Here is a 20856-nt window from a genome sequence, read left to right as displayed (position 1 = left end):
CACCTTTATTAATTAATTACAATAAGCACAATCAAAATTATGGCAGCAACTCCGTTGTACAAAACTCAGGAACTTAAAATTTATAATTCTCTTTCTAGTCAGAAAGAGGTATTTATTCCAATTACAGAAGGCAACATAGGCATGTATGTTTGTGGGCCTACTGTTTATAGTAATGTACATTTAGGAAATTGTCGCACATTTATTTCTTTTGATTTAGTCTACAGATATCTAAAACACTTGGGATATAAAGTACGTTATGTGCGTAATATCACAGATGCTGGTCATTTAGAAAATGATGCTGATGAAGGTGAAGATAAAGTTGCTAAAAAAGCACGTTTAGAACAGCTAGAACCCATGGAAATTGTGCAACGTTACACTTTAGATTTTCATAATATTTTAGCAAAGTTCAACAACATTCCGCCAAGTATAGAACCAACTGCTACAGGTCATATTGTAGAACAAATTGAGATTATCAAAACCATCATTGATAACGGATTTGCTTATGTAGTGAATGGATCTGTATATTTTAATGTAAAGAAATTTAACGAAACTAATCAATACGGAAAATTAAGTGGTCGTAATCTAGAAGATATGATTGCTAATACTCGAGAATTAACCGCTCAGAGTGATAAGAAAAATCCACAGGATTTTGCATTATGGAAAAAAGCAGAACCTAAGCATATCATGAGATGGCCATCACCTTGGGGAGACGGTTTCCCTGGATGGCACTTAGAATGTACCGTAATGAGCACAAAATACTTAGGCGAAAAATTCGATATTCATGGTGGAGGAATGGATCTTAAATTCCCGCATCACGAATGCGAAATTGCTCAAGGAGAAGCAGCTTGTGGAGTAACACCAGTAAATTACTGGATGCATGCTAACATGTTGACTTTGGATGGTAAAAAAATGTCAAAATCCACTGGAAACATTCTATCTCCAGCAGAAATATTTAATGGTGAGAGTGATAAATTGAATAAAGCTTTTGCTCCAACAGTAGCGCGCTTTTTTATGTTACAAGCTCACTACCGAAGTATTTTAGATTTTTCTAATGATGCTTTAGAAGCTTCCGAAAAGGGTTTCTACAAATTAATGGAATCCATTAAAACCTTAGAAAACACAAAGATTAGTGATAACACCACTGGTTTTGACGTTCAAAATTGGATAAAAGAATGTTACGACGCAATGAATGATGATTTTAACAGCCCTATTTTAATAGCTAAACTATTTGAGGCGGTAAAATTCATCAATTCTGTAAAAGAAGAAAACGCTACTATCTCTAAGGAGGACCATGAAAATCTTAGCACAAAAATAAATGAATTTGTTTTCGATGTCTTGGGACTAGTAAATATTAATGAAGCATCTTCAGGCATTAGTGACAAGCTTTCTAGTACAGTAGAATTGTTAATCAACTTAAGAGCTGAGGCTAGAGCAAATAAAGATTTTGCTACTAGTGATAAAATCAGAGATGAATTGCTAGCAATGGGGATCCAGTTAAAAGATGGTCGAGAAGGTACCAGTTTTACACTTAATTAATATATTTTGAGCTCTAGGGTAACGTTGCGAAAAATTTTGACAGCTCCATTTATTGGATTGATTAAGTTTTATCAAAATTTCATCTCTCCATTAACACCTGCTACTTGTCGTTACCAACCAACATGCTCTCATTACAGCTTGGAAGCGCTTCAAAAACACGGATTAATCAAAGGTGGGAAGCTTGCTATAAAACGTATCTTTAGTTGCCATCCTTGGGGAGGAAGTGGATATGACCCTGTTCCTGATTCCTGCTGTGAAGAGAAAAGTTAACTCAATGATATCATAGTTTAACTCAATATTATTTCAATTATAATCTTGACTTTAATTAAATACCTATATTTACCCTAGAAAAATAGATTTCTATATGATATTCTCTAAAATAGTTTGGAATCCGATTGAAGGATTGGATCTTGGTTTTTTTGTTGTTCGTTTCTACAGTCTAATGTTTGTAGTGGCTTTTTCTTTAGGATGGTATTTGATGAAAAAAATATACATCCGTGAAAAGATTTCTATGGAAAAACTAGATTCTGTATTCATTTATGCAGTTATAGGAACACTATTAGGAGCTAGGCTTGGTCATGTTTTTTTCTATGATTGGGACTACTACAGAAACAATCTTCTTGAAATCATTTTACCCTTTAAGTTTAATCCTGCGTTTGAATTCATTGGTTTTAGAGGACTCGCAAGTCATGGTGCTGCCATCGCCTTTATCATTGCTATGTATTATTACTCTAAAAACGTCTTAAAAAAACACCCATTATGGATAATGGATAGAGTAACTATTCCTGCAGCATTTGGAGGTATTTTTGTGCGTTTAGGAAACTTCTTTAATTCAGAAATTATAGGAGAACCTTCTGGAGATTCGCCATTTGGTGTAAAATTTATTCGTGATGGTCTAAGTAAAGCAGAAGTGATAAGAGAAACTGGAATTAAGAATGTAAATGAGGCCTATTCTGCAGTGGTAAATAATCCTAAATTCGCAAACCTTTTAGAGGCCATTCCTTATAGACATCCTGCTCAATTATACGAAGCTTTTGGATATATATTTGTATCCTTTATTCTTTGGTTTATTTATTGGAAAACCGATAAAAGAAATAATAGAGGATTCCTTTTTGGTATGTATATGATGTTGATATTTATTGTTCGATTTATCGTAGAGAGTGTTAAAAAGAGTCAAGGTGGTTTTGAAGATGCCCTAGGAGATGCTCTATCTACAGGACAATGGCTAAGTATACCTTTTATTTTAGTTGGTCTTTATTTTGTAATCAGAGCAAAAAAAGTAGAAGAAGCACCAAAGTCATACACGTTAAAATAACTAACCAAGTACATTATATAAAAAAGAGGAACGTTTTAAAACTTTCCTCTTTTTTGTTCTCTTAAAGAAATCCTTTTCTCTAGCCTTTATAGTCAAACCAAGATTAAAAAACTTCGTTGGATTCTTTTAATTTCTCTGTATTTTCTACTAGCTGGAGTTCATCTATAATTTTCTGAATATCTCCATTTATAATATTACCCAAATCATACAAGGTTAATCCAATACGATGATCTGTCACACGACCTTGCGGATAGTTATAGGTCCTAATTTTAGCAGAACGGTCTCCAGAAGACACCATACTTTTACGCTTTTCAGAATCTGCAGCTTGCTTTTTAGCAAGTTCTAACTCATACAATCTTGATCTAAGTACTTTTAGTGCTTTTTCTAAATTCTTGTGAGATGATTTCTGATCCTGACAACTTACGATCATTCCTGTAGGCTCATGATGTAACTTAATCGCAGAATATGTGGTATTCACTGACTGTCCTCCTGGCCCTGTAGAAGTTGTTCGTTCGATCCTCACTTCTGTCATATCTAATTCTACATCAAACTCTTCGGCTTCTGGCAATACCATTACAGTAGCTGCGCTGGTATGCACTCGACCCTGCGTTTCTGTTTGTGGAACTCTTTGTACACGATGCACTCCTGCTTCAAATTTCATGGTTCCATATGCATCTTCTCCGTTTACTTCAAAAATAATCTCCTTGTATCCACCACTTGTTCCTTCGCTAAGATCCACTACACTAGTACTCCATCCTTTTCCTTCGCAATATTTCGTATACATTCTAAACAAGTCTCCCGCAAAAATACTCGCCTCATCACCACCTGTACCCGCTCGAATTTCGACCACACAATTTTTAGCATCTTCTGGATCTTTAGGAACAAGCATAAAACGAATTTTCTCTTCTAAAGCAGGTAGCTCCTCTTTAGCCTCATCTAACTGCATTTTAGCCATTTCTACCATTTCTGGATCACTGCCATCTGAAATAATTTCTTCAGCTTCCTTCTTATTGTCCGTTAACTCAATATACCGATCTCTTTCATCCATTAATGCCTTGAGATCTTTATATTCTTTATTAAGCTTTATATATCTTTTTTGATCTGCAATAATATCTGGCTGAATGATCAAATCATTCACCTCATCAAATCGCTGCTTAACGATATTTAATTTATCAATCATAATTCTATCTGTCCTGTCCGTGGAATTTACAAAAGTACATTTTTTTGAGCAAAGGTCATACGCATTTTCTGAATCTAAACAACAATCTTGTAACTCAAAAAATTGTATTTTTACAACTTATATGACTCGAAACAATAATACATACAACAAAAAGCTGATTTTTAGTTGGTTTATGACTCTTCTGCTCTTTTGGGGCATTGGAGGATATTCTAATTATACATCACCTATTTCTTTTCAAGAAAATGTTGAACTTGTTGTTTCTGATCAGCAAAGCTTAGTTAAAGTAATTTCTTTTGGGAATGCGTTTAATGAGTCTCCCTATTTCATTACTACCTCCACACTAAGTTCAATTTCGAAGCACCATGAAACTATTGCTTCGATCATGTATAAAAAACTTGATACGATAATTTCATCGGAAATTAAGTATCATTTATTATTCCACATCCCTACTTATTCTTCTGAAGAAGAAAGTCTTTTTGTTTAAAATATAGGTCTTCCAAAACACCTAATCCTTTATTTCAAATATCATTAATCCCACTATCGTACCTGCTAGTGGTTTATACTATTTTAAAAATGAAAAGATTTAAAAAAGTAATAAGACGAACTGTCTTAGTATTATTTATTATTATGGTCGCAATGATTCCCGTACCAATCTTCTATCAGAAAAAAGAAGGCAAATTCAATGATGATAACGCAATTGAACTCATAGAAACAAAAGAAGAGGACAACGAATCAGAAACAATTCAATTTAACAAAGAACTGGGATAATACCTTGTAGATCAAAGTTTACATTCTCGGGAGCTTGAACAAATGTTTCGAGCTCCTGAAAATCAATTAGTAATTTTCCTAGATTTCAAAATAAAATATATCATCACACCAAGTAAAGCACCAATAAATACTGGCTAAAACCAATTCCCTAAACCATCATAAACACCAATCGCAACCTGTATAGAACCATATAAAATATAAGCAAAAGACCAAGCTATGATTAAATTAATTATTCTGATTAATCTAGTGGTTATTTTATAATACCTGGGAGCTGAATCTTCTAATATTTTCGAAGGGTAATTAAACTTCTGAGGGAACCTATTAAGAATATAAAGACCTACTACCATTAACAAACCGATTACTGGCAACACCCAAATTGTAGTCTTAGAACTATAATTATCAGGCTCACCTTTTGCATTAAAATGTGTTGGAATTTGATCCGGTAGATCAGCATTATAGATAATCGGAAGTAATAACAAAACTCCCAATCCTATAAATGCGCATACCTCAAATACAATATCCGCAGCATCTTTCTTTATTTTAATTATTGGATTTCCCACAACTATTTAACTAATTAAAAAGTACGAATAAAGGATTTAATTACGATTTTTACAATTATGAGTTATGTAAAAATTGGTTTTGGAGGTGGATGTCATTGGTGCACAGAAGCTGTTTTTCAGTCCTTACGTGGAATCATAACAGTAGAACAAGGCTATATTGCCAGCACTGATAAAAATAATTATTTTTCTGAAGCAGTTGTCGTAACCTATGATCCACAAATAATCAAGCTACATGATTTAATAGAAATCCATTTACATACTCATAAAAGTACTTCTAATCATAGTTTCAGAAAAAAATACAGAAGTGCAATTTATTATTTTAATGATCTTGAAAAAGAAATCTTAGCTGCTATTATCTCAAAACTAAATCCCGATTTTGATAATAAGTTGATTACCCAAATCTTAAAATTTCAATCATTTCAAGCATCAAGAGAAGAACTTCTTAACTATTATACTAATAATCCTGAAAAACCATTTTGCAAACGTTACATACACCCAAAACTACAATTGCTAAGGGAAAAATATGCTCAGAAAACAAAAGGGCTTATTTAGCTATACATAAACTCACCAAACTCACTCTGTATAGTAAGTTTTTTGGATGTAGCTTCTTCTACTCGACCTACAATCTTAGCATCGACATCAAAACTTTTAGAAATAGTAATAATTTCATCTGCAATTTCAGGAGAAACATACAATTCCATTCGATGCCCCATATTGAACACTTGATACATCTCTTTCCAATCAGTTCCAGAATTTTCTTGTATTAACTGAAACAAAGGAGGAACATCAAATAAATTATCTTTGATAATATGAAGGTTTTCTACAAAATGTAAAATCTTAGTTTGCGCTCCTCCACTGCAATGTACCATTCCATGAATCGTATCACTATCAAATTTAGATAATATCTTTTTTATAATTGGTGCATAAGTTCTAGTAGGAGACAATACAAGTTTACCTGCGTCTATGGGAGCATTTTCTACTGCATCCGTAAGCTTCGTTTTTCCTGAATACACAAGCTCAGAAGGAACTGCAGCATCAAAGCTTTCTGGATATTTCTCTGCTAACACCTTATGAAACACATCGTGTCTTGCTGAAGTAAGACCATTACTACCCATTCCACCATTATATTCCTTTTCATAAGTAGCCTGACCAAAAGATGCAAGGCCTACAATCACATCACCAGCCTTAATATTCGCATTATCAATAACATCTTTACGTTTCATCCTTGCGGTTACTGTGGAGTCTACGATAATTGTTCTCACCAAATCACCCACATCAGCAGTTTCTCCACCTGTAGAATGAATTGTAACTCCAAAGCTTTTAAGTTCCTCTAACAACTCTTCTGTTCCATTAATAATTGCAGAAATTACTTCTCCAGGAATTAAGTTTTTATTTCTACCAATGGTAGAAGACAACATGATATTATCTGTAGCACCTACACATAATAAATCGTCTATATTCATTATTAATGCATCTTGTGCTATCCCCTTCCAAACAGAAACATCTCCCGTTTCTTTCCAATACATATAAGCAAGAGAAGATTTTGTACCAGCTCCATCCGCATGCATAATTAAACAATAGTCTTCATCCGCTGTAAGATAATCAGGAACGATTTTACAAAATGCTTGTGGAAAAAGACCTTTATCGATATTCTTTATTGCACTATGAACATCTTCTTTAGATGCCGAAACACCTCGCTGAGCGTAGCGTTTACTTACTTCTTGACTCATTATTATTATATTATACCACTAGTAAAGGGCAAAGATAATCGAATTAATTTCGATTTTGGCACTAAGAATTGCGATTTATTAGAAGTAAATCGCAATTCTCGTATTTTCTGTAAGATATTAAGATTATTCCCAATCTGCCATAGAAGCGTTAAGTATAAGATCTGCTCTATTAGCAATTTCCAGAATTGTCATGGTTTGAATATTTCTTTGTGATATCCCATCATTAGATGTATTCACAAAAATCACCGCAGCTTCGTTTGGAGAAAATCGTGCGTCTAAATCATTAGTCCCCGATGGTTTCTGAATAGAAATATCTAAACGCGAACTATCGCCAAAATCATAGATAAACAAATGAGAATCTAGTTGTCTGTAATCACTACTCTCAAAACCTGAAATATCTTGATTATACAATAATTTTGTACCATCAACGGAAAGATTAATACTACCAGCGGCTCCAGAGACTCCAGTTAAAATAGTTTCAAGAACCATTCCAGCTGCATTAATTGTAAATATCTCCACCTCATAGCCATCTAAATTATTAGTTTTTAAAGCAATCACTCCATTATTATCATTTTTATCTACTTCTGTAATTAGATCTCCATCAGATGTCTGGTATAAAAGGGTTAACCCACTACCATCAACATCAATACTATATAATTTATCTTGATTAGGAAATAATAACCTTGCACCATTATCGGACCATGAAAAATCAATCTCGCCTAAATCAAATCCAGCAACTGATACCTGAGAAGTTACCTGAGAAACTTGAGTTCCGTCCTCATTCATAACAAATAAATGTGTATCTGAGCCTACTGACTGCAAGAATGCTATTTTTCCAGTAGCAACATGGCGTCTAGGTCTAAAACTGTTGTTAGCTTCAGAAGTTAATTGAATTTCTGTATCACCTTGCTCATTTGCAGAATAAATAACACTATTATCTCCTACGGATCTAGTATAAATAATTCGATTATTAGGAGGACTTGCTGTTTCAAAAGCAAAAGTATTACTATTTACAGGATCATTAATTCCATCACTACTACTTACTTGCCAAAAGTATTTTACGTTATACTGAAGATCGGTAAGCACATAAGTTGTATCCGTAATATTTTCGAATATCTCGACATCTGTATTTTCGTCATTTCTCAAAGTTACTGTATATGTAAGTGAATCTTCATCTGGATCTGCACCAGTCCAAACCAGTGTAACTTCTACCGGTTGATCTACAGCGTTGTCTGCTGGAGTATCTAGAACAGCTGCATCAGGCGGTCTATTCCCGGCGGTTTCTATATCCATTTCAAAAACGATTTCCAATTCTCGATCCGCAATGATAGATATTGCCTCAAATTGAGCCAAAAGTCCATCCCGCTGCGCTGCTAACGAATAATCACCAGAAGGAATATTCTCTATTAAATATTCTCCATTTTCATCTGTAAAAACTGTACTAGAAGATGGATTTGTTGAAATTTTCACATTTTCTAATGGTTCGTTGGTACCCACAGCCACTACTCGTCCACGCACTGATCCTAAACCTTCTAAATCGATAGTATCTTCACTACAGGAATTCACTAATACCGCAGTAAAAACTAATATTAATTTTATAAAATATCTTTTCATTTTCATAAGAGTTTTAGGCATTATCCTTTAGGAACCTCACCATTTTCAATTACTTGTCTGTTTCTTTTTTTTAACTTCCTAAGTTCTTTTTCTTCTCTACGTTTTTGTTTACGTAACTCTTTATCCATTTTTAAGGGACTTTTAAAATACCAATTGAGTCCCAAAGAGAAATTAAAATACTGATCATCTCTTTTACCTTGTGATACATTATCTAATTTATCTCCTAAAACAAGATTATGAGTAGCATTAAACGCTACTCCTATTTGATCAGTAACTAAATATTCTATTCCACCTCCATATTGAAATTTGAAAAATGTTCGATCAAAATCATCCGAATTTACATTTCCAAAACCTCCGAAGAAGAAAGGTGTAAGCTTTTCAAAAGGTAAGAGTGTTAATTCAGCATTGATATCGATCGCATTAAACCCTTCGGAGAACGCTTCTTCATTTCTCAATTGAAATTTACTTAAGCTGGCATTAGCATTGATATATGGATTAAAATACCATTTACCTCCTACTCGGGCAGAATACGATAAATCCGCATTGTTGTAATCACCACTTATTAATGCCAATCCTCCGTTTACAAAAAGTGATTTTTTTCCACGTCTTTCCTTAAAATAACGTTCATAAAGCCCTGTATTTTGTGCTTCATTTTTTTCTGCATTGTAGTCTACCAAAAGCTCATTTACCTCTTGTTGATCGGCTGCTGGACTCCATAATCTATCTTCGATACCTTCAATAACCAAAGATTCTACAGCTTTCTCTATAGCTTCAGAAACTGCTATCTGACCTGGTTCGTTTTTAGTAAATCCTGTTTCCGCTTCTAACAATCTACTAAACTTCACATATCTAAAGAAACTAGCATCCAACGCCTGTGACAAAATTGTTTTAGAAACATATACAGTTTTTAAGATTTTTCCATTAGATGTAGAAACAGCTCTTAAATAAATAGTAATTCTATCTTGTCTGTATTGAGTAGATCCACCAACCCCAAAGTATCTTGCTCCTAATCCGCCAGTAATAATATTAGAATCATAAGAAACAATCCCTCCTTCTAAAATAATACCTGCATATAAAAGTGGAGGCAATTGTGGCTCATTCGTGTTTTTATTTTTTCGGTATTCTTTTCTGGTAGAACGAATAATATTACGTTCATTCAGTAAGTTACTTAGATTCTCTCGTTCGATAGGCACAAACCATTTAGAATCTTCCAATGCCTTTACCAATATGGTAGTTGCACCTTGAGTAACTGCAGTACTAAAAGTACTCCCAGCTTCCGTAGGTTTATACTGTCCTGTTTGATCCCTGAACTTATAGACCCCTACAACCACAGGTTCTTTTGGTACCGGTAAATCTCTGAGTGTTTGAGTGAATTTTGTGTCTTCCCCTATTCTTGCTTGTTCTACCGTGATGGGTTGGTTAAAATATGTTCCACATCCGGATAACAATATGACACAAGTAATTACTAGAATTACTTGATAAAACTTGTGATACATTAAAATTTAATTAGGAATTATTACTTGGGATTGATCTCCAGTACTTGTGTCTAAAATATTAATTACCAAACCTTCTCCAGATGGAAAAATCTCTATAAACAGTGTTCCAAAACTAAAAGTACCTTCGGTAAGACCTTCTTGCCCGAACTGCTCATTAAATAAAGTTCTGGATATCTGACTAAGTAACTGATTGTTTAAACTTTCGGTAAACCTCTCCAATTCCGATCTATTATCACCATCAGAATCACTTTCATCTGTAAATGTATTTTGAGCTTCCGCAGAACTCAACAACCATTGATAATTAAAAGTATCACCTCCAAAAGCTGGATTTTTAGGTCTATAAACCAAGTCTTGCCCTATGCTGTATTGATACGAGCAAAAGACAAGTATTATAGTGACTATTATTGACTTCATTTTTATAAGTAATTATTAATACTGAAAAATATCTCTTTTCTGTTTCTTTAAATCTTTGAAATATTTATAAACTCTTCGAATCGAAATCTTTGACATTTGCTCCAAATATTCGATATCTGGTTTACCTAAAAATTCATGAATGACTTTATCTTCTATTTTTACTTGAATGATGGTACTTCTACCAAAACTAAGTTTTTCGTAAACTCCGACTATCTTAGAACCGTTGATTCTATTTAAGGTATAGGACGTATAGAAGAAATCATAAAAATCCTTTCCAGGTTTGGTTTTGGTTTCTTCGATAACAATCCCTTTTAAAACAATACCATCATCCTCAACGTATTCTTCTTCTTTTTCTTTTTTTTGATCTTTTTCATTAAAGGCAATTCGAGCTTTGCCTACAATCTTATCTTCTTCATAGATTAACAAAAGCATCACAATCTTGTCTTTCTCGTCTACACCTATTGTAGTAGTAGTAAGACTTTTTTGTTCATTAGCTTCTAATGTAAATCTTTCTTCTTGATTACTTTTGGAAACAGTTTTTGTGGTATCAGTTCTAAAAATTGAAAATGTATATTTTAAACTTTTGTATACTTCGGTAGCGTTGGTTGCTTCCGCATTTACGGAAATAATATCGTCAATTCTTTCAGTCTTTAGTTTAGCAACAACATCAGTATTAGTAAACTGACTACTAACAAATTGGAATACAAATAGAAATATTACAGCCAGTTTAAAACGCATAAAACAAACCGCTTTTTAGTACCTTAAAAACTTCTTACGATAATCGTACGAGCATTTCCAGTCATTTTAAATTTTAGATTATTTGATAATTCGTTACTACCAAACTTTTCAAATGAAAGATTATCTCCATCTTGAAGAATTTCTAAATTGGTAGAAACTTCTGGATTAAAAGAAAAATCAATAACACGATTGTTATTACCATTTTGAGTAATAAACTTTTCGATATCCTTAGAAGTTTCATTAATATCAATCAAGTTTTGTTCTCCATTCTGATTCAGTCGAATATCAGAAGTTTGCGCTGTTATGGTTGAAAAAACCTGATTGTTTGTACCCACTTGCTGAATAAAAACAGAGTTATTATTCATAAAGCTTTCTCTTTGAGCTTGCACAACTGAGTTATTTTGTAATTGGTTTAATGTAATGAATCGTTCTTGGCTCTCTACCAATGACTCATCCTGATCATCGTTATTCTGAGCGTAGATATTCCCATTTAAAAGTAAGGATACTATCACTAAACAATATGCGAAATATTTTTTCATCAGTAAAGGGTTTTAAAAGTAGTAAAAGAGTTATGCTAACCTTAGTTAGCATAACCCTTTCAAATATATTAAAATATTTCTTATAGTTCTCCAGAACCAGACTGAGTTACAACAGCTGCGTTTCCAGTTCCACTTTGAAGAATAATGCTACTATGAGACTCTCCTGTTTGAGTTACAAAAGTAGTATTGCTTTGTCCAAACTGAGTATCTTGTGCAAAGTTAGAATCTCCTAACTGGAAAATATCACTAACATTACTAGCTCCGTTTTGAGAAGAGATAGCTGTGTTCTCATCACCAATTTGTCCTTGTAAAACTAAGTTACTTTCTCCGAAAAGACCGAAATCTCCTTCTTGAGTAGCTGTAGCAACGTTTCCGTTTCCTAATTGGAATTGGCTTGCTGTATTTTCTCCACCAAAGAAAGCTAAGTTTTGAGAAGCAGAAACAGAGTTCCCATCACCAATCTGAGTTTGGATGATAAAGTTGTTATCTTCTTCGTGCTGAGCAAATGCTTCGTTCTCATCACCTTCTTGTAATTGATCTACGATACCTCCTCTAGAGTCAAAGAAGCTACTTCCTTGAAGAGAAGTTGCGATATTACCTCCTCCAGTTTGAGACTGAATTAAAGTATTGCTTGTTCCCCACTGCTCTCCAGCAGCTGAGTTAGCTTCTCCTGTTTGTCTTTGATCTGCTAAGTTTACATCTCCTACTTGCGCCATAGAAGCTGTATTGAAAGAACCAGACTGAATGATTAAACTGAAGTTCTCTTCTCCACCTTGAGAAGTTGTAGCAGTGTTTGCGTCTCCAAATTGTCCTTGACCAGCATAATTTAAAGATCCATCACCAAAAAATCCTGCTCCTTCTTGAGAAATAGTAGCAGTGTTACCATTTCCTTCTTGAAGTTGTTCAGAAAGGTTATCTCCTCCGAAATTTAAAAGGTTTTGAGTAGCAGAAGCAGAGTTACCGTTTCCAATCTGAACCTGATACACTTCATTTCTATCTTCTTCGTGCTGAGCAAATGCAGTATTCTTATCACCTGTTTGCATTTGAGTAACAACTCCGTTTCTAGAAGCAAATGCTTCACTACCCTGAATGGCTTCTGCGCTGTTACCTGATCCCAATTGAGTAGTGGTGTTAGTGTTTGCTAAACCAACTTGCGTAATATTTGCTGCATTGGCATCACCTGATTGATCAACACTACTGGTGTTTGACTGTGCCACCATCACTGACGCGCTTAATAAAGCTGCTAGACTAAAAATTACTTTTTTCATACGTAAAATATATTAAATTTGATTAATAATTCAACTTATTATTTTGGGGCGCATGATTAATCCTTAGATAATCTCTTAAACTATCTAAAAACTGGTTTTCAATGAAAAATCTGGGGAGATATTCCTAAAAAGGGAGAGTCCTTATATTTTCTAGGAATGAAACAAATTTATGAAAACATTAAGGGGATTTTTATAATATTAGTAAGAATTCGACAAAATGCATTACGGAAAACCCATAATATACAGAGTTTTATGCGATTTTTTCAAGGTTTTAACAGATATTAATTTTTTGTTAAAAATAAAACAAAAAAGCTTCTTGGTCAGTAAATTCTTACCTATCTAATGAATAAAAGCTCTCTGTACTTAGTTAAAGGCCATAACTCATCATCTACTAACAGCTCTAATTCATCACAGTTATATCGAATTTGATCAAACAAAGGCTTTACTTTTTCACAATAACCAATTGCCTTTTTCTCGAGATTTCCTAAAGCATTTGCTTTACGCCTTTCGTCAATCATTTCATTCACCTTCATATTAATAACACCTATATGCTCAGAAATCTTTTCGATAATATCCATTTGTTCTTTTCCATATTTCTTGAAATCATTACCATATAGGTTTTTTAATCCAGAAACATTATTGATAAGCATGTTTTGATACTTAATCGCTGTTGGAATGATATGATTTCGAGCAATATCGCCTAACACTCTGCCTTCGATTTGTATATGCATTACATACTCTTCTATTTCGATTTCATATCTAGCCTCGGCTTCTATTTTATTCATCACACTCATCTTTTCGAAAAGATCAAGTGTTTTTTTAGAAATCTTTACCTTTAGTGCTTGTGGTGTAGTTTTATTATTACTTAGCCCTCTTTTTTTAGCTTCTTTCTCCCAATCTTTTCCGTAACCATTTCCTTCAAAAAGAATATCCTTAGATGTTTTGATATACTCTCTTAATACATTAAAAATTGCTTCGTCTTTTTTAAGGCTTTTTTTATCAATTAAAAGATCTACTTCCTTTTTAAAATCCACCAATTGTTTCGCTACAATGGTATTTAGAATTGTCATAGGATTCGCACAATTAGCTTTAGACCCTACTGCTCTAAACTCAAATTTGTTTCCTGTGAAAGCGAAAGGTGATGTTCTATTGCGATCGGTATTATCAAGTAAAATTTCCGGAATTTTACCAACTACGTTTAATTTTAAGTCTGTTTTCTCTTTTGGAGACAATTTCCCATCGGTTACTCCTTCTAAATCCTTAAGTACGGAAGTAAGCTGTTCACCAATAAACACGGACATGATTGCAGGTGGAGCTTCGTTAGCCCCCAATCTATGATCATTACTTGCAGAAGCAATACCAGCCCTCATTAGTTCTTCATACTCATTGATTGCCTTGATTGTATTGATAAAAAAAGTTAAAAACTGTAAATTACTCATCGGTGTTTTTCCAGGACTTAACAAATTGACTCCAGTATCCGTGCCCAAAGACCAATTGTTATGTTTTCCAGATCCATTTACTCCTGCAAATGGTTTTTCATGTAATAATACTTTTAGATGATGTCTAGCAGCTACTTTTTCCATGATATCCATCAACAATGAATTATGATCCACAGCAAGATTTGTTTCTTCATAAATCGGAGCCAATTCAAATTGATTTGGAGCTACTTCGTTATGTCTTGTTTTTACTGGAATTCCAAGAAGCATACATTCCACCTCAAGGTCCTTCATAAAATTCAGTGCTCTCGTTGGAATACTGCCAAAATAATGATCATCTAATTGTTGTCCTTTTGCAGAAGAATGTCCTAACAAGGTTCTTCCTGTCATTACAAGATCTGGTCTTGATTCTACCAAAGCTTTATCAATTAAAAAATACTCTTGCTCCCATCCTAGAGAGGCATTCACTTTTTTTACGTTTTTATCAAAATATTTAGCAATCCCAGTTGCAGCCTGATCTACAGCGTGCAAAGCTCTTAACAATGGTGTTTTATAATCCAAAGCTTCTCCAGTGTAAGCCACAAAAACTGTAGGAATACAAAGTGTTGTACCATATATAAACGCTGGAGATGATGGATCCCAAGCAGTATATCCTCTAGCTTCGAATGTATTTCGAATACCACCATGTGGAAATGAAGACGCATCAGGTTCTTGTTGCACTAATTGACCTCCTCCAAATTTTTCAATTCCATGACCATCTCCTATGGTTTCAAAAAATGCATCATGTTTTTCTGCGGTGGCACCAGTAAGCGGCTGAAACCAATGTGTGTAATGTGTAACACCTTTAGATAAAGACCACTCTTTCATAGCTGATGCAATTTGATCTGCTATTTGCCTATCAATTTTAGCACCATTATTAATAGCATCCATGACACTGTTGTATGCATCTTTGGTTAGATACTGAAGCATAGTTGCCTGATTAAAAACGTTTTCACCAAACAGTACAGATCTTCTTTCGGTTTCTGTAACTATTACCGATTTACGATTTAAGGTTTCTTTTAATGCTTCGAATCTAAGTGTTGCCATAATCAAGAAAATTTATTTGCAAATATAAAGGAAGTTTTCATTGCTAAAATCAAAAAAATGCTCCATAAAAATTAAAATAAAACTAAAATACCCTATAAAAAAGTAGGGTGTTGATAAAAATTAATAAAAAAAATACATTTGACCCCCTATTTTTTTTCGGTTATCACAAAATAAAACTAATTTTGAAACCTTTAAGAGTTCAATTTATAAAGTGTTAATTATGAGTAAAGCTAAATTAGAATACATTTGGTTAGATGGTTATAAACCAACTGCTAATCTAAGAAGTAAAACAAAAATTGAAGAAGATTTTAGTGGGAAGTTAGAAGATTGCCCAACTTGGTCATTTGATGGTAGTTCTACAAAGCAAGCAGAAGGAGGATCTTCTGATTGTTTATTAAAGCCTGTTGCTATTTATCCAGATCCAACAAGAAGAAATGGATATTTAGTAATGACTGAGGTTTTAAATGCTGACGGAACACCTCACGAATCAAATGCAAGAGCGACTATTGATGATGATGATAACGATTTCTGGTTTGGTTTCGAACAAGAATACTTTATTATGGATAAAACTACTCAGTTACCTCTAGGGTTTCCTGTAGGTGGATATCCAGGTCCTCAGGGAATGTACTATTGTTCTGTAGGAGGAAAAAATACTCACGGAAGAGATTTCGTAGAAGAGCATGCTGATTTATGTATCGATGCAGGCCTTAACTTCGAAGGTATTAACCAGGAGGTTGCAAGTGGACAGTGGGAATTTCAATTATTCTCTAAAGGAGCTAAGAAAGCAGGAGATGAAATCTGGGTAGCTAGATATTTACTAGACCGATTAACGGAAAAGTATGGATACTACATTGAGTACCACCCAAAACCAATCAAAGGTGACTGGAACGGTTCTGGTATGCACGCAAACTTCTCTAACGAGATTTTAAGAACTTGTGGTTCTAAAGAGGTTTACGAAGCAATTTGTGAAGCATTCAGACCTGTTACTGCAGAGCATATAGCAGTTTATGGAGAGTTTAATGACCAAAGACTTACTGGAGAACACGAAACACAGTCGATACATGAATTCTCTTATGGAGTATCCGATAGAGGAGCATCTATTAGAATTCCTATCATTACTGTAGAAAAAGGATGGAAAGGTTGGTTAGAAGATCGTCGTCCAGCTTCTAATGGAGATCCATACAAAATTGCAGCAAGAATTGTTAAGACTGTAAAAACTGCTGAAATACCAGTTACAGCATAACATAAAGATAGTAACTAACTAAAGTTGTTAAACGCAAAAACAGCCTTCGTAATTGAAGGCTGTTTTTTTATATATTAAATACACAATCCAAAACAAAGAAAGTACGAGTTTCTTTCCTATTAACTATAACAAAGCCTACTCTTTACCTTTACCTTTTGAAAAGTTAACACAAAAGAAAACTTATATACAAGCAAGATAAAATAATACGTTCATGATTTAATTTGTAATAACAGCTAAAACAATCTATAGGAAACCTCTTTTTTAAAGTAAACTTCACTAATATGATGTTTATTTCTAAAACTAACCTATAAAAACTAAGGCTATAAAAACACAGTAGCCCGCAAAAATCAAGAATCCTTTAGGCCTACCCAGAACCATTTTCTTGGGAATAAAAGCAAGCGGTAATAATATCATAGCGAAACCTAACATCCAAAAAATATCAATATTCATCAACCGAGTATCCGTAACAGAAATAGGTTGAATTAAAGAAGTCACACCTAATACCGAAGCAATATTAAAAATATTGGACCCAATAAGATTTCCTAATGAGATTGCTTTTTCCTGTTTTAATGCGGCAATCACAGATGCTGCCAATTCTGGCACACTAGTTCCAACAGCTACCATAGTAAGTCCAATAACCGCCTCACTCACTCCCATTCTAGTAGCAATATCCTTTGCTCCTTCTACTAACAATTCGGAACCAAAATACAAAGCAACACCACCTATCAACAACCAAAGTATCATTTTAAAATTAGAAACACTTTCTAAAGAATCATCCACATCTTCAACGGAGCTATCGGCCTGCTTTCTCGCTCTTTTTATCAACAAAAACATATATACCAACAAAGAACCCAACAATACACCACCTTCTATTCTAGTAAGTACACCATCATTGTCGAGAAAGAAGTATAACACTAAAGACAATAACACCATAACTGGCCAGTTAAACTTATAAAAATCCTTATCAATTGCCAAAGGACCAATTAATGCAGTTATCCCTAGAACCAAACCAATATTAGCAATATTAGATCCTATTACATTACTAAGAGAAAGATCTGCAGATCCGCCCAAGGCAGCTTGCAAACTCACCAATAACTCCGGTGCAGAAGTAGCAAACGATACCACAGTAAGTCCAATAACCATCTTCGACAACTTTAATCGAAACGATAATGCTACTGAAGAACGCACTAGATACTCTCCTCCTACCACGAGTAAAACAAAACCAATTACCACAAAAAGTATACTCTGAATCATATGCTATTAATTTGATTGCGAATATAGAATAAGTATATCATATCTAGTAAATGTTACAGCGTTTTTTTAACAAATCAAACACCTTGAAATCAATTGAAAACTATAAAAATAGTTAAATAACTATAAAAATAGTTGTGAAACTAGATTTGTAGTTATATATTTGAACTCAAATAAATGAGACTATGGAAAAACTCACCAATAAAGAGGAAGAAATTATGCAAGCTTTATGGAAGCTAGAAAAAGCATTTGCAAAAGAAGTACAAGCTGAATTAAACAACACAGTACATTATAATACAGTTTCTACGATTATTCGAAATCTTGAAGAAAAAGGATATATCGATCACAAAGCTTTTGGAAAAACACATCAATACTATCCAGTAATAACTAAAGAAGCTTACAGAAACAACTTTGTAGGTAAAGCAATGACTCAGTACTTCAACAACTCTTACAAAAACATGGTTTCCTTTTTTGCCAAAGAAGAAAAAATCACTGCAGAAGAACTAAGAGAGATTTTAAATGTAATTGAACAAAAAAAATAAAGCTATGGAAGCGTTTCTATTTTACTTACTTAAATCGAGTATTATACTTTCATTGTTCTACGCTGTCTATTTCTTTTTACTAAGAAAAGACACTTTCTTTTCTGCAAATAGACATTTTTTGATAGCAGGAGTACTTGGAGCAATCTTATTACCTTTCTTAGAGTTTACCCAAATAAAATTTATAGAGCAACCCAATTTTCATTTTATTGAATACAGCAACGATACTCCTGCACAAGTTGCAGCAACATCTTCAATTCTTGATTGGTGGTCCGTTCTTTTAGTTATCTATCTGGTAACTACATCAATACTATTAGTTCGTTTTGCAATTCAACTTTTTTCATTGCGCAAAATTTTAAATAAAAGCCGTAATTGTCAAGATGAGGGGTTTTCTTTTGTAAAAACCAAAGAAGATATCGCACCGTTTTCCTTTTTCAAATACATTATTTTCAACCCCTTACTACATGATTCTAAAGAATTAGAAATGATCTTGAAACATGAAAAAATCCATGCCGCACAATACCATAGCATTGATATCTTACTCATCAATTTATTTGTAATATTTCAATGGATGAACCCTCTTTCATGGTTATACAAAAAAAGTTTACAACAAAACCTGGAGTTTATTGCAGATCAAGAAGCTACCAGAGACCTTTCTTCTATAAAGGACTATCAATTAACATTAGTCAAAGTATCAGCTACTAATTATTCATCAATCACAAATAATTTTTATCAATCATTAATCAAAAAACGAATCGTTATGTTAAACAAAAAAGAATCGAATCACAGGAACTTATGGAAAACCACTATCATCCTTCCATTACTAAGTCTATTTTTATGGAGTTTTAATACCAAAACCGAAATACGATATATCGATCAGGCCGATACTCCTGAAGAAGTTATTAGTTCTGATGTCAATATTTCTTCGGCATCTGATATCACTAAAGAAGAAAAAGAACTTGAATTTCCAAAAAAGGAAGAGGTTCCAACTCCATCAGAAAAAAAGTATCCTGCCAAAAATTCTCTTACAAAACAACAGGTAAATACTGTGCAGAAAACTAAAAAACCAAAAATTAATTCACAGAACAACAAGATCGTCGAATCGCAGGTTTCAAAAATCAAAAAGAAAAACACTATCGAGTTTGTTATTAATAAAACGTCTACAAAAGAAGAACTAGAGAGAGTAAAGCGTATTTTAAAAAACGAGTACGATGTAAAAGTAAGTTTTAGCGATATCGAAAGAAATAGTGGTAACGAAATCACGAGCATTAGCATAGAAGTAACCTCTAGTAAAAGCAATGCTAATTTTTCTGTTTCCGATGACAAACCTATCAATCCTTTGGTATTGTCCTATGACAGTAAGGAAGAAAAGATCAATATTGGTCAGTCTGGAAACAAGAATATTTGGATCAGCAAAGACGGCAAAAGCAAACATGTTGATATTCAAAGTATAGAAATACAATCAGATGATGAAGGACAAAGCTATTTCATTATCAATGAAGAATCTAAACACAAACTATCCAAAAAGAAAGGTGAAAATAGTTTCATAATTAAAAGTAATGATGATGAAGATGGTATTCATTTCCATTCTGACAGTCATGAAACCACCTTTAAGTTTGATGGTAATTCTAAAAAGAAACCTCTTTATTACATAGATGGTAAAAAAGCTAGTCAAAAAGATGTCAAAAAACTAAAATCTGATGATATCGCTACTGTAGAAGTACTTAAAGGCAAAAAAAGCATTGAGAAATACGGAAAAAAAGCGGAAGATGGAGTTATTCAGATTACCACAAAGAAATATGCCAAAAAGAACTATAAGAAAGAAACTGGTCTGGATATTCATATAGATAATGATGATATTCGATTTGGCTCTACTGACGATGGCAAAAAACCGATAATATTTATTAACGGAAAAAAAGCAAACCAAAGTCTATTAGGCAGCTTGAATAAAAATAAAATTAAGTCTGTCAACGTTTATAAAGGCGAAAAAGCACTAAAAAAATTCGGTGTTGAAGCTGAAAATGGTGTAGTAGAAATCATAACCAAGTAACACATCCATATTGCAATATATATCAAAAACTCACTTGAAATCAAGTGAGTTTTTTTTAAATTATCTAATCCTTCAAAATTGCTTACTTTTATA

Annotated in this window: 20 protein-coding genes; 9 read left to right on the top strand and 11 right to left on the bottom strand. The window is 33.5% G+C overall.

Going from position 1 to position 20856, the window contains the following annotated elements; all coding sequences use genetic code 11:
* Positions 1–39: 39 nt before the first annotated feature.
* From cysS to lgt, 3 genes are all read left to right on the top strand, one after another.
* Positions 40–1536: a cysteine--tRNA ligase gene (gene cysS, locus ABD077_RS15530; protein ID WP_343913175.1), complete on the top strand. Its 1497-nt coding sequence runs from the start codon at positions 40–42 to the stop codon at positions 1534–1536.
* Between the two features lie 24 nt (positions 1537–1560).
* On the top strand, positions 1561–1806 hold the full coding sequence (yidD, locus tag ABD077_RS15525; protein WP_343913816.1) for a membrane protein insertion efficiency factor YidD: 246 nt from the start codon (positions 1561–1563) through the stop codon (positions 1804–1806).
* Between the two features lie 94 nt (positions 1807–1900).
* Positions 1901–2851 carry a prolipoprotein diacylglyceryl transferase gene (gene lgt, locus ABD077_RS15520; protein WP_343913174.1) on the top strand — a complete coding sequence of 317 codons (951 nt, stop codon included), beginning with the start codon at positions 1901–1903 and terminating at the stop codon, positions 2849–2851.
* Between the two features lie 103 nt (positions 2852–2954).
* Here lgt and prfA read toward each other — a convergent pair whose 3' ends face one another.
* On the bottom strand, positions 2955–4031 hold the full coding sequence (prfA, locus tag ABD077_RS15515; RefSeq protein ID WP_343913173.1) for a peptide chain release factor 1: 1077 nt from the start codon (positions 4029–4031) through the stop codon (positions 2955–2957).
* 121 nt (positions 4032–4152) lie between these two features.
* Between prfA and ABD077_RS15510 the strand changes: the two genes are divergently transcribed.
* Together ABD077_RS15510 and ABD077_RS15505 are read left to right on the top strand one after the other, a co-directional pair.
* Positions 4153–4515 carry a hypothetical protein gene (locus ABD077_RS15510; protein WP_343913172.1) on the top strand — a complete coding sequence of 121 codons (363 nt, stop codon included), beginning with the start codon at positions 4153–4155 and terminating at the stop codon, positions 4513–4515.
* Between the two features lie 89 nt (positions 4516–4604).
* Positions 4605–4799 (top strand): hypothetical protein, encoded by a 195-nt coding sequence (locus tag ABD077_RS15505; protein ID WP_343913171.1) that lies wholly within the window; start codon positions 4605–4607, stop codon positions 4797–4799.
* 134 nt (positions 4800–4933) lie between these two features.
* Here the strand turns inward: ABD077_RS15505 and ABD077_RS15500 are convergent, their stop codons facing one another.
* A complete protein-coding gene (locus ABD077_RS15500; RefSeq protein WP_343913170.1) occupies positions 4934–5359 on the bottom strand; it encodes a DUF1648 domain-containing protein in 426 nt (141 codons plus the stop codon).
* Between the two features lie 57 nt (positions 5360–5416).
* Between ABD077_RS15500 and ABD077_RS15495 the strand changes: the two genes are divergently transcribed.
* Positions 5417–5911, top strand: coding sequence for a peptide-methionine (S)-S-oxide reductase (locus ABD077_RS15495; protein ID WP_343913169.1), 495 nt, complete (start codon positions 5417–5419; stop codon positions 5909–5911).
* On the opposite strand, the gene ABD077_RS15490 is transcribed toward ABD077_RS15495, so the two are convergent.
* From ABD077_RS15490 to ABD077_RS15455, 8 genes are all read right to left on the bottom strand, one after another.
* Positions 5908–7089: an AIR synthase related protein gene (locus ABD077_RS15490; protein WP_343913168.1), complete on the bottom strand. Its 1182-nt coding sequence runs from the start codon at positions 7087–7089 to the stop codon at positions 5908–5910. The two genes, ABD077_RS15495 and ABD077_RS15490, sit on opposite strands and share 4 nt — an antisense overlap.
* A 123-nt stretch (positions 7090–7212) precedes the next feature.
* Complete coding sequence (locus tag ABD077_RS15485) at positions 7213–8703, bottom strand: carboxypeptidase regulatory-like domain-containing protein (protein WP_343913167.1); 1491 nt, start codon at positions 8701–8703, stop codon at positions 7213–7215.
* Positions 8704–8723: 20 nt separating this feature from the next.
* Complete coding sequence (locus tag ABD077_RS15480) at positions 8724–10199, bottom strand: CsgG/HfaB family protein (protein ID WP_343913166.1); 1476 nt, start codon at positions 10197–10199, stop codon at positions 8724–8726.
* Positions 10200–10205: 6 nt separating this feature from the next.
* Positions 10206–10613 carry a curli production assembly/transport component CsgF gene (locus tag ABD077_RS15475; RefSeq protein WP_343913165.1) on the bottom strand — a complete coding sequence of 136 codons (408 nt, stop codon included), beginning with the start codon at positions 10611–10613 and terminating at the stop codon, positions 10206–10208.
* Positions 10614–10628: 15 nt separating this feature from the next.
* Positions 10629–11351 carry a CsgE family curli-type amyloid fiber assembly protein gene (locus ABD077_RS15470; protein ID WP_343913164.1) on the bottom strand — a complete coding sequence of 241 codons (723 nt, stop codon included), beginning with the start codon at positions 11349–11351 and terminating at the stop codon, positions 10629–10631.
* Positions 11352–11374: 23 nt separating this feature from the next.
* The gene (locus ABD077_RS15465; RefSeq protein ID WP_343913163.1) at positions 11375–11890 is read right to left on the bottom strand and encodes a hypothetical protein; all 516 of its coding nucleotides are present in this window, start codon (positions 11888–11890) and stop codon (positions 11375–11377) included.
* A gap of 80 nt (positions 11891–11970) precedes the next feature.
* Positions 11971–13158 (bottom strand): hypothetical protein, encoded by a 1188-nt coding sequence (locus ABD077_RS15460; protein ID WP_343913162.1) that lies wholly within the window; start codon positions 13156–13158, stop codon positions 11971–11973.
* 335 nt (positions 13159–13493) lie between these two features.
* On the bottom strand, positions 13494–15680 hold the full coding sequence (locus ABD077_RS15455; RefSeq protein ID WP_343913161.1) for a glutamine synthetase III family protein: 2187 nt from the start codon (positions 15678–15680) through the stop codon (positions 13494–13496).
* Between the two features lie 220 nt (positions 15681–15900).
* Here ABD077_RS15455 and ABD077_RS15450 point away from each other — a divergent pair, with 220 nt between their 5' ends.
* Positions 15901–16923: a glutamine synthetase beta-grasp domain-containing protein gene (locus ABD077_RS15450; RefSeq protein ID WP_219011252.1), complete on the top strand. Its 1023-nt coding sequence runs from the start codon at positions 15901–15903 to the stop codon at positions 16921–16923.
* A gap of 300 nt (positions 16924–17223) precedes the next feature.
* Here the strand turns inward: ABD077_RS15450 and ABD077_RS15445 are convergent, their stop codons facing one another.
* Complete coding sequence (locus ABD077_RS15445) at positions 17224–18177, bottom strand: calcium/sodium antiporter (RefSeq protein ID WP_343913160.1); 954 nt, start codon at positions 18175–18177, stop codon at positions 17224–17226.
* 182 nt (positions 18178–18359) lie between these two features.
* Here ABD077_RS15445 and ABD077_RS15440 point away from each other — a divergent pair, with 182 nt between their 5' ends.
* Both ABD077_RS15440 and ABD077_RS15435 read left to right on the top strand, forming a co-directional pair.
* Positions 18360–18716, top strand: coding sequence for a BlaI/MecI/CopY family transcriptional regulator (locus ABD077_RS15440; protein ID WP_299900773.1), 357 nt, complete (start codon positions 18360–18362; stop codon positions 18714–18716).
* Between the two features lie 4 nt (positions 18717–18720).
* Positions 18721–20763, top strand: a complete 2043-nt coding sequence (locus ABD077_RS15435; RefSeq protein WP_343913159.1) for a M56 family metallopeptidase — start codon at positions 18721–18723, stop codon at positions 20761–20763.
* Positions 20764–20856: the final 93 nt, after the last annotated feature.

Source organism: Aquimarina litoralis (assembly GCF_039523995.1).
Classification (GTDB): domain Bacteria; phylum Bacteroidota; class Bacteroidia; order Flavobacteriales; family Flavobacteriaceae; genus Aquimarina; species Aquimarina litoralis.
This window is presented reverse-complemented; position numbering and strand designations above follow the sequence as displayed.

What these genes read in the sequence shown, in the direction of transcription:
- cysS (WP_343913175.1), top strand. Translation starts at nt 40, where the DNA reads ATGGCAGCAACTCCGTTGTACAAAACTCAGGAACTTAAAATTTATAAT.
- lgt (WP_343913174.1), top strand. Translation starts at nt 1,901, where the DNA reads ATGATATTCTCTAAAATAGTTTGGAATCCGATTGAAGGATTGGATCTT.
- prfA (WP_343913173.1), bottom strand. Translation starts at nt 4,031, where the DNA reads ATGATTGATAAATTAAATATCGTTAAGCAGCGATTTGATGAGGTGAAT.
- ABD077_RS15510 (WP_343913172.1), top strand. Translation starts at nt 4,153, where the DNA reads ATGACTCGAAACAATAATACATACAACAAAAAGCTGATTTTTAGTTGG.
- ABD077_RS15505 (WP_343913171.1), top strand. Translation starts at nt 4,605, where the DNA reads ATGAAAAGATTTAAAAAAGTAATAAGACGAACTGTCTTAGTATTATTT.
- ABD077_RS15495 (WP_343913169.1), top strand. Translation starts at nt 5,417, where the DNA reads ATGAGTTATGTAAAAATTGGTTTTGGAGGTGGATGTCATTGGTGCACA.
- ABD077_RS15490 (WP_343913168.1), bottom strand. Translation starts at nt 7,089, where the DNA reads ATGAGTCAAGAAGTAAGTAAACGCTACGCTCAGCGAGGTGTTTCGGCA.
- ABD077_RS15485 (WP_343913167.1), bottom strand. Translation starts at nt 8,703, where the DNA reads ATGAAAAGATATTTTATAAAATTAATATTAGTTTTTACTGCGGTATTA.
- ABD077_RS15480 (WP_343913166.1), bottom strand. Translation starts at nt 10,199, where the DNA reads ATGTATCACAAGTTTTATCAAGTAATTCTAGTAATTACTTGTGTCATA.
- ABD077_RS15475 (WP_343913165.1), bottom strand. Translation starts at nt 10,613, where the DNA reads ATGAAGTCAATAATAGTCACTATAATACTTGTCTTTTGCTCGTATCAA.
- ABD077_RS15470 (WP_343913164.1), bottom strand. Translation starts at nt 11,351, where the DNA reads ATGCGTTTTAAACTGGCTGTAATATTTCTATTTGTATTCCAATTTGTT.
- ABD077_RS15465 (WP_343913163.1), bottom strand. Translation starts at nt 11,890, where the DNA reads ATGAAAAAATATTTCGCATATTGTTTAGTGATAGTATCCTTACTTTTA.
- ABD077_RS15460 (WP_343913162.1), bottom strand. Translation starts at nt 13,158, where the DNA reads ATGAAAAAAGTAATTTTTAGTCTAGCAGCTTTATTAAGCGCGTCAGTG.
- ABD077_RS15455 (WP_343913161.1), bottom strand. Translation starts at nt 15,680, where the DNA reads ATGGCAACACTTAGATTCGAAGCATTAAAAGAAACCTTAAATCGTAAA.
- ABD077_RS15450 (WP_219011252.1), top strand. Translation starts at nt 15,901, where the DNA reads ATGAGTAAAGCTAAATTAGAATACATTTGGTTAGATGGTTATAAACCA.
- ABD077_RS15445 (WP_343913160.1), bottom strand. Translation starts at nt 18,177, where the DNA reads ATGATTCAGAGTATACTTTTTGTGGTAATTGGTTTTGTTTTACTCGTG.
- ABD077_RS15440 (WP_299900773.1), top strand. Translation starts at nt 18,360, where the DNA reads ATGGAAAAACTCACCAATAAAGAGGAAGAAATTATGCAAGCTTTATGG.
- ABD077_RS15435 (WP_343913159.1), top strand. Translation starts at nt 18,721, where the DNA reads ATGGAAGCGTTTCTATTTTACTTACTTAAATCGAGTATTATACTTTCA.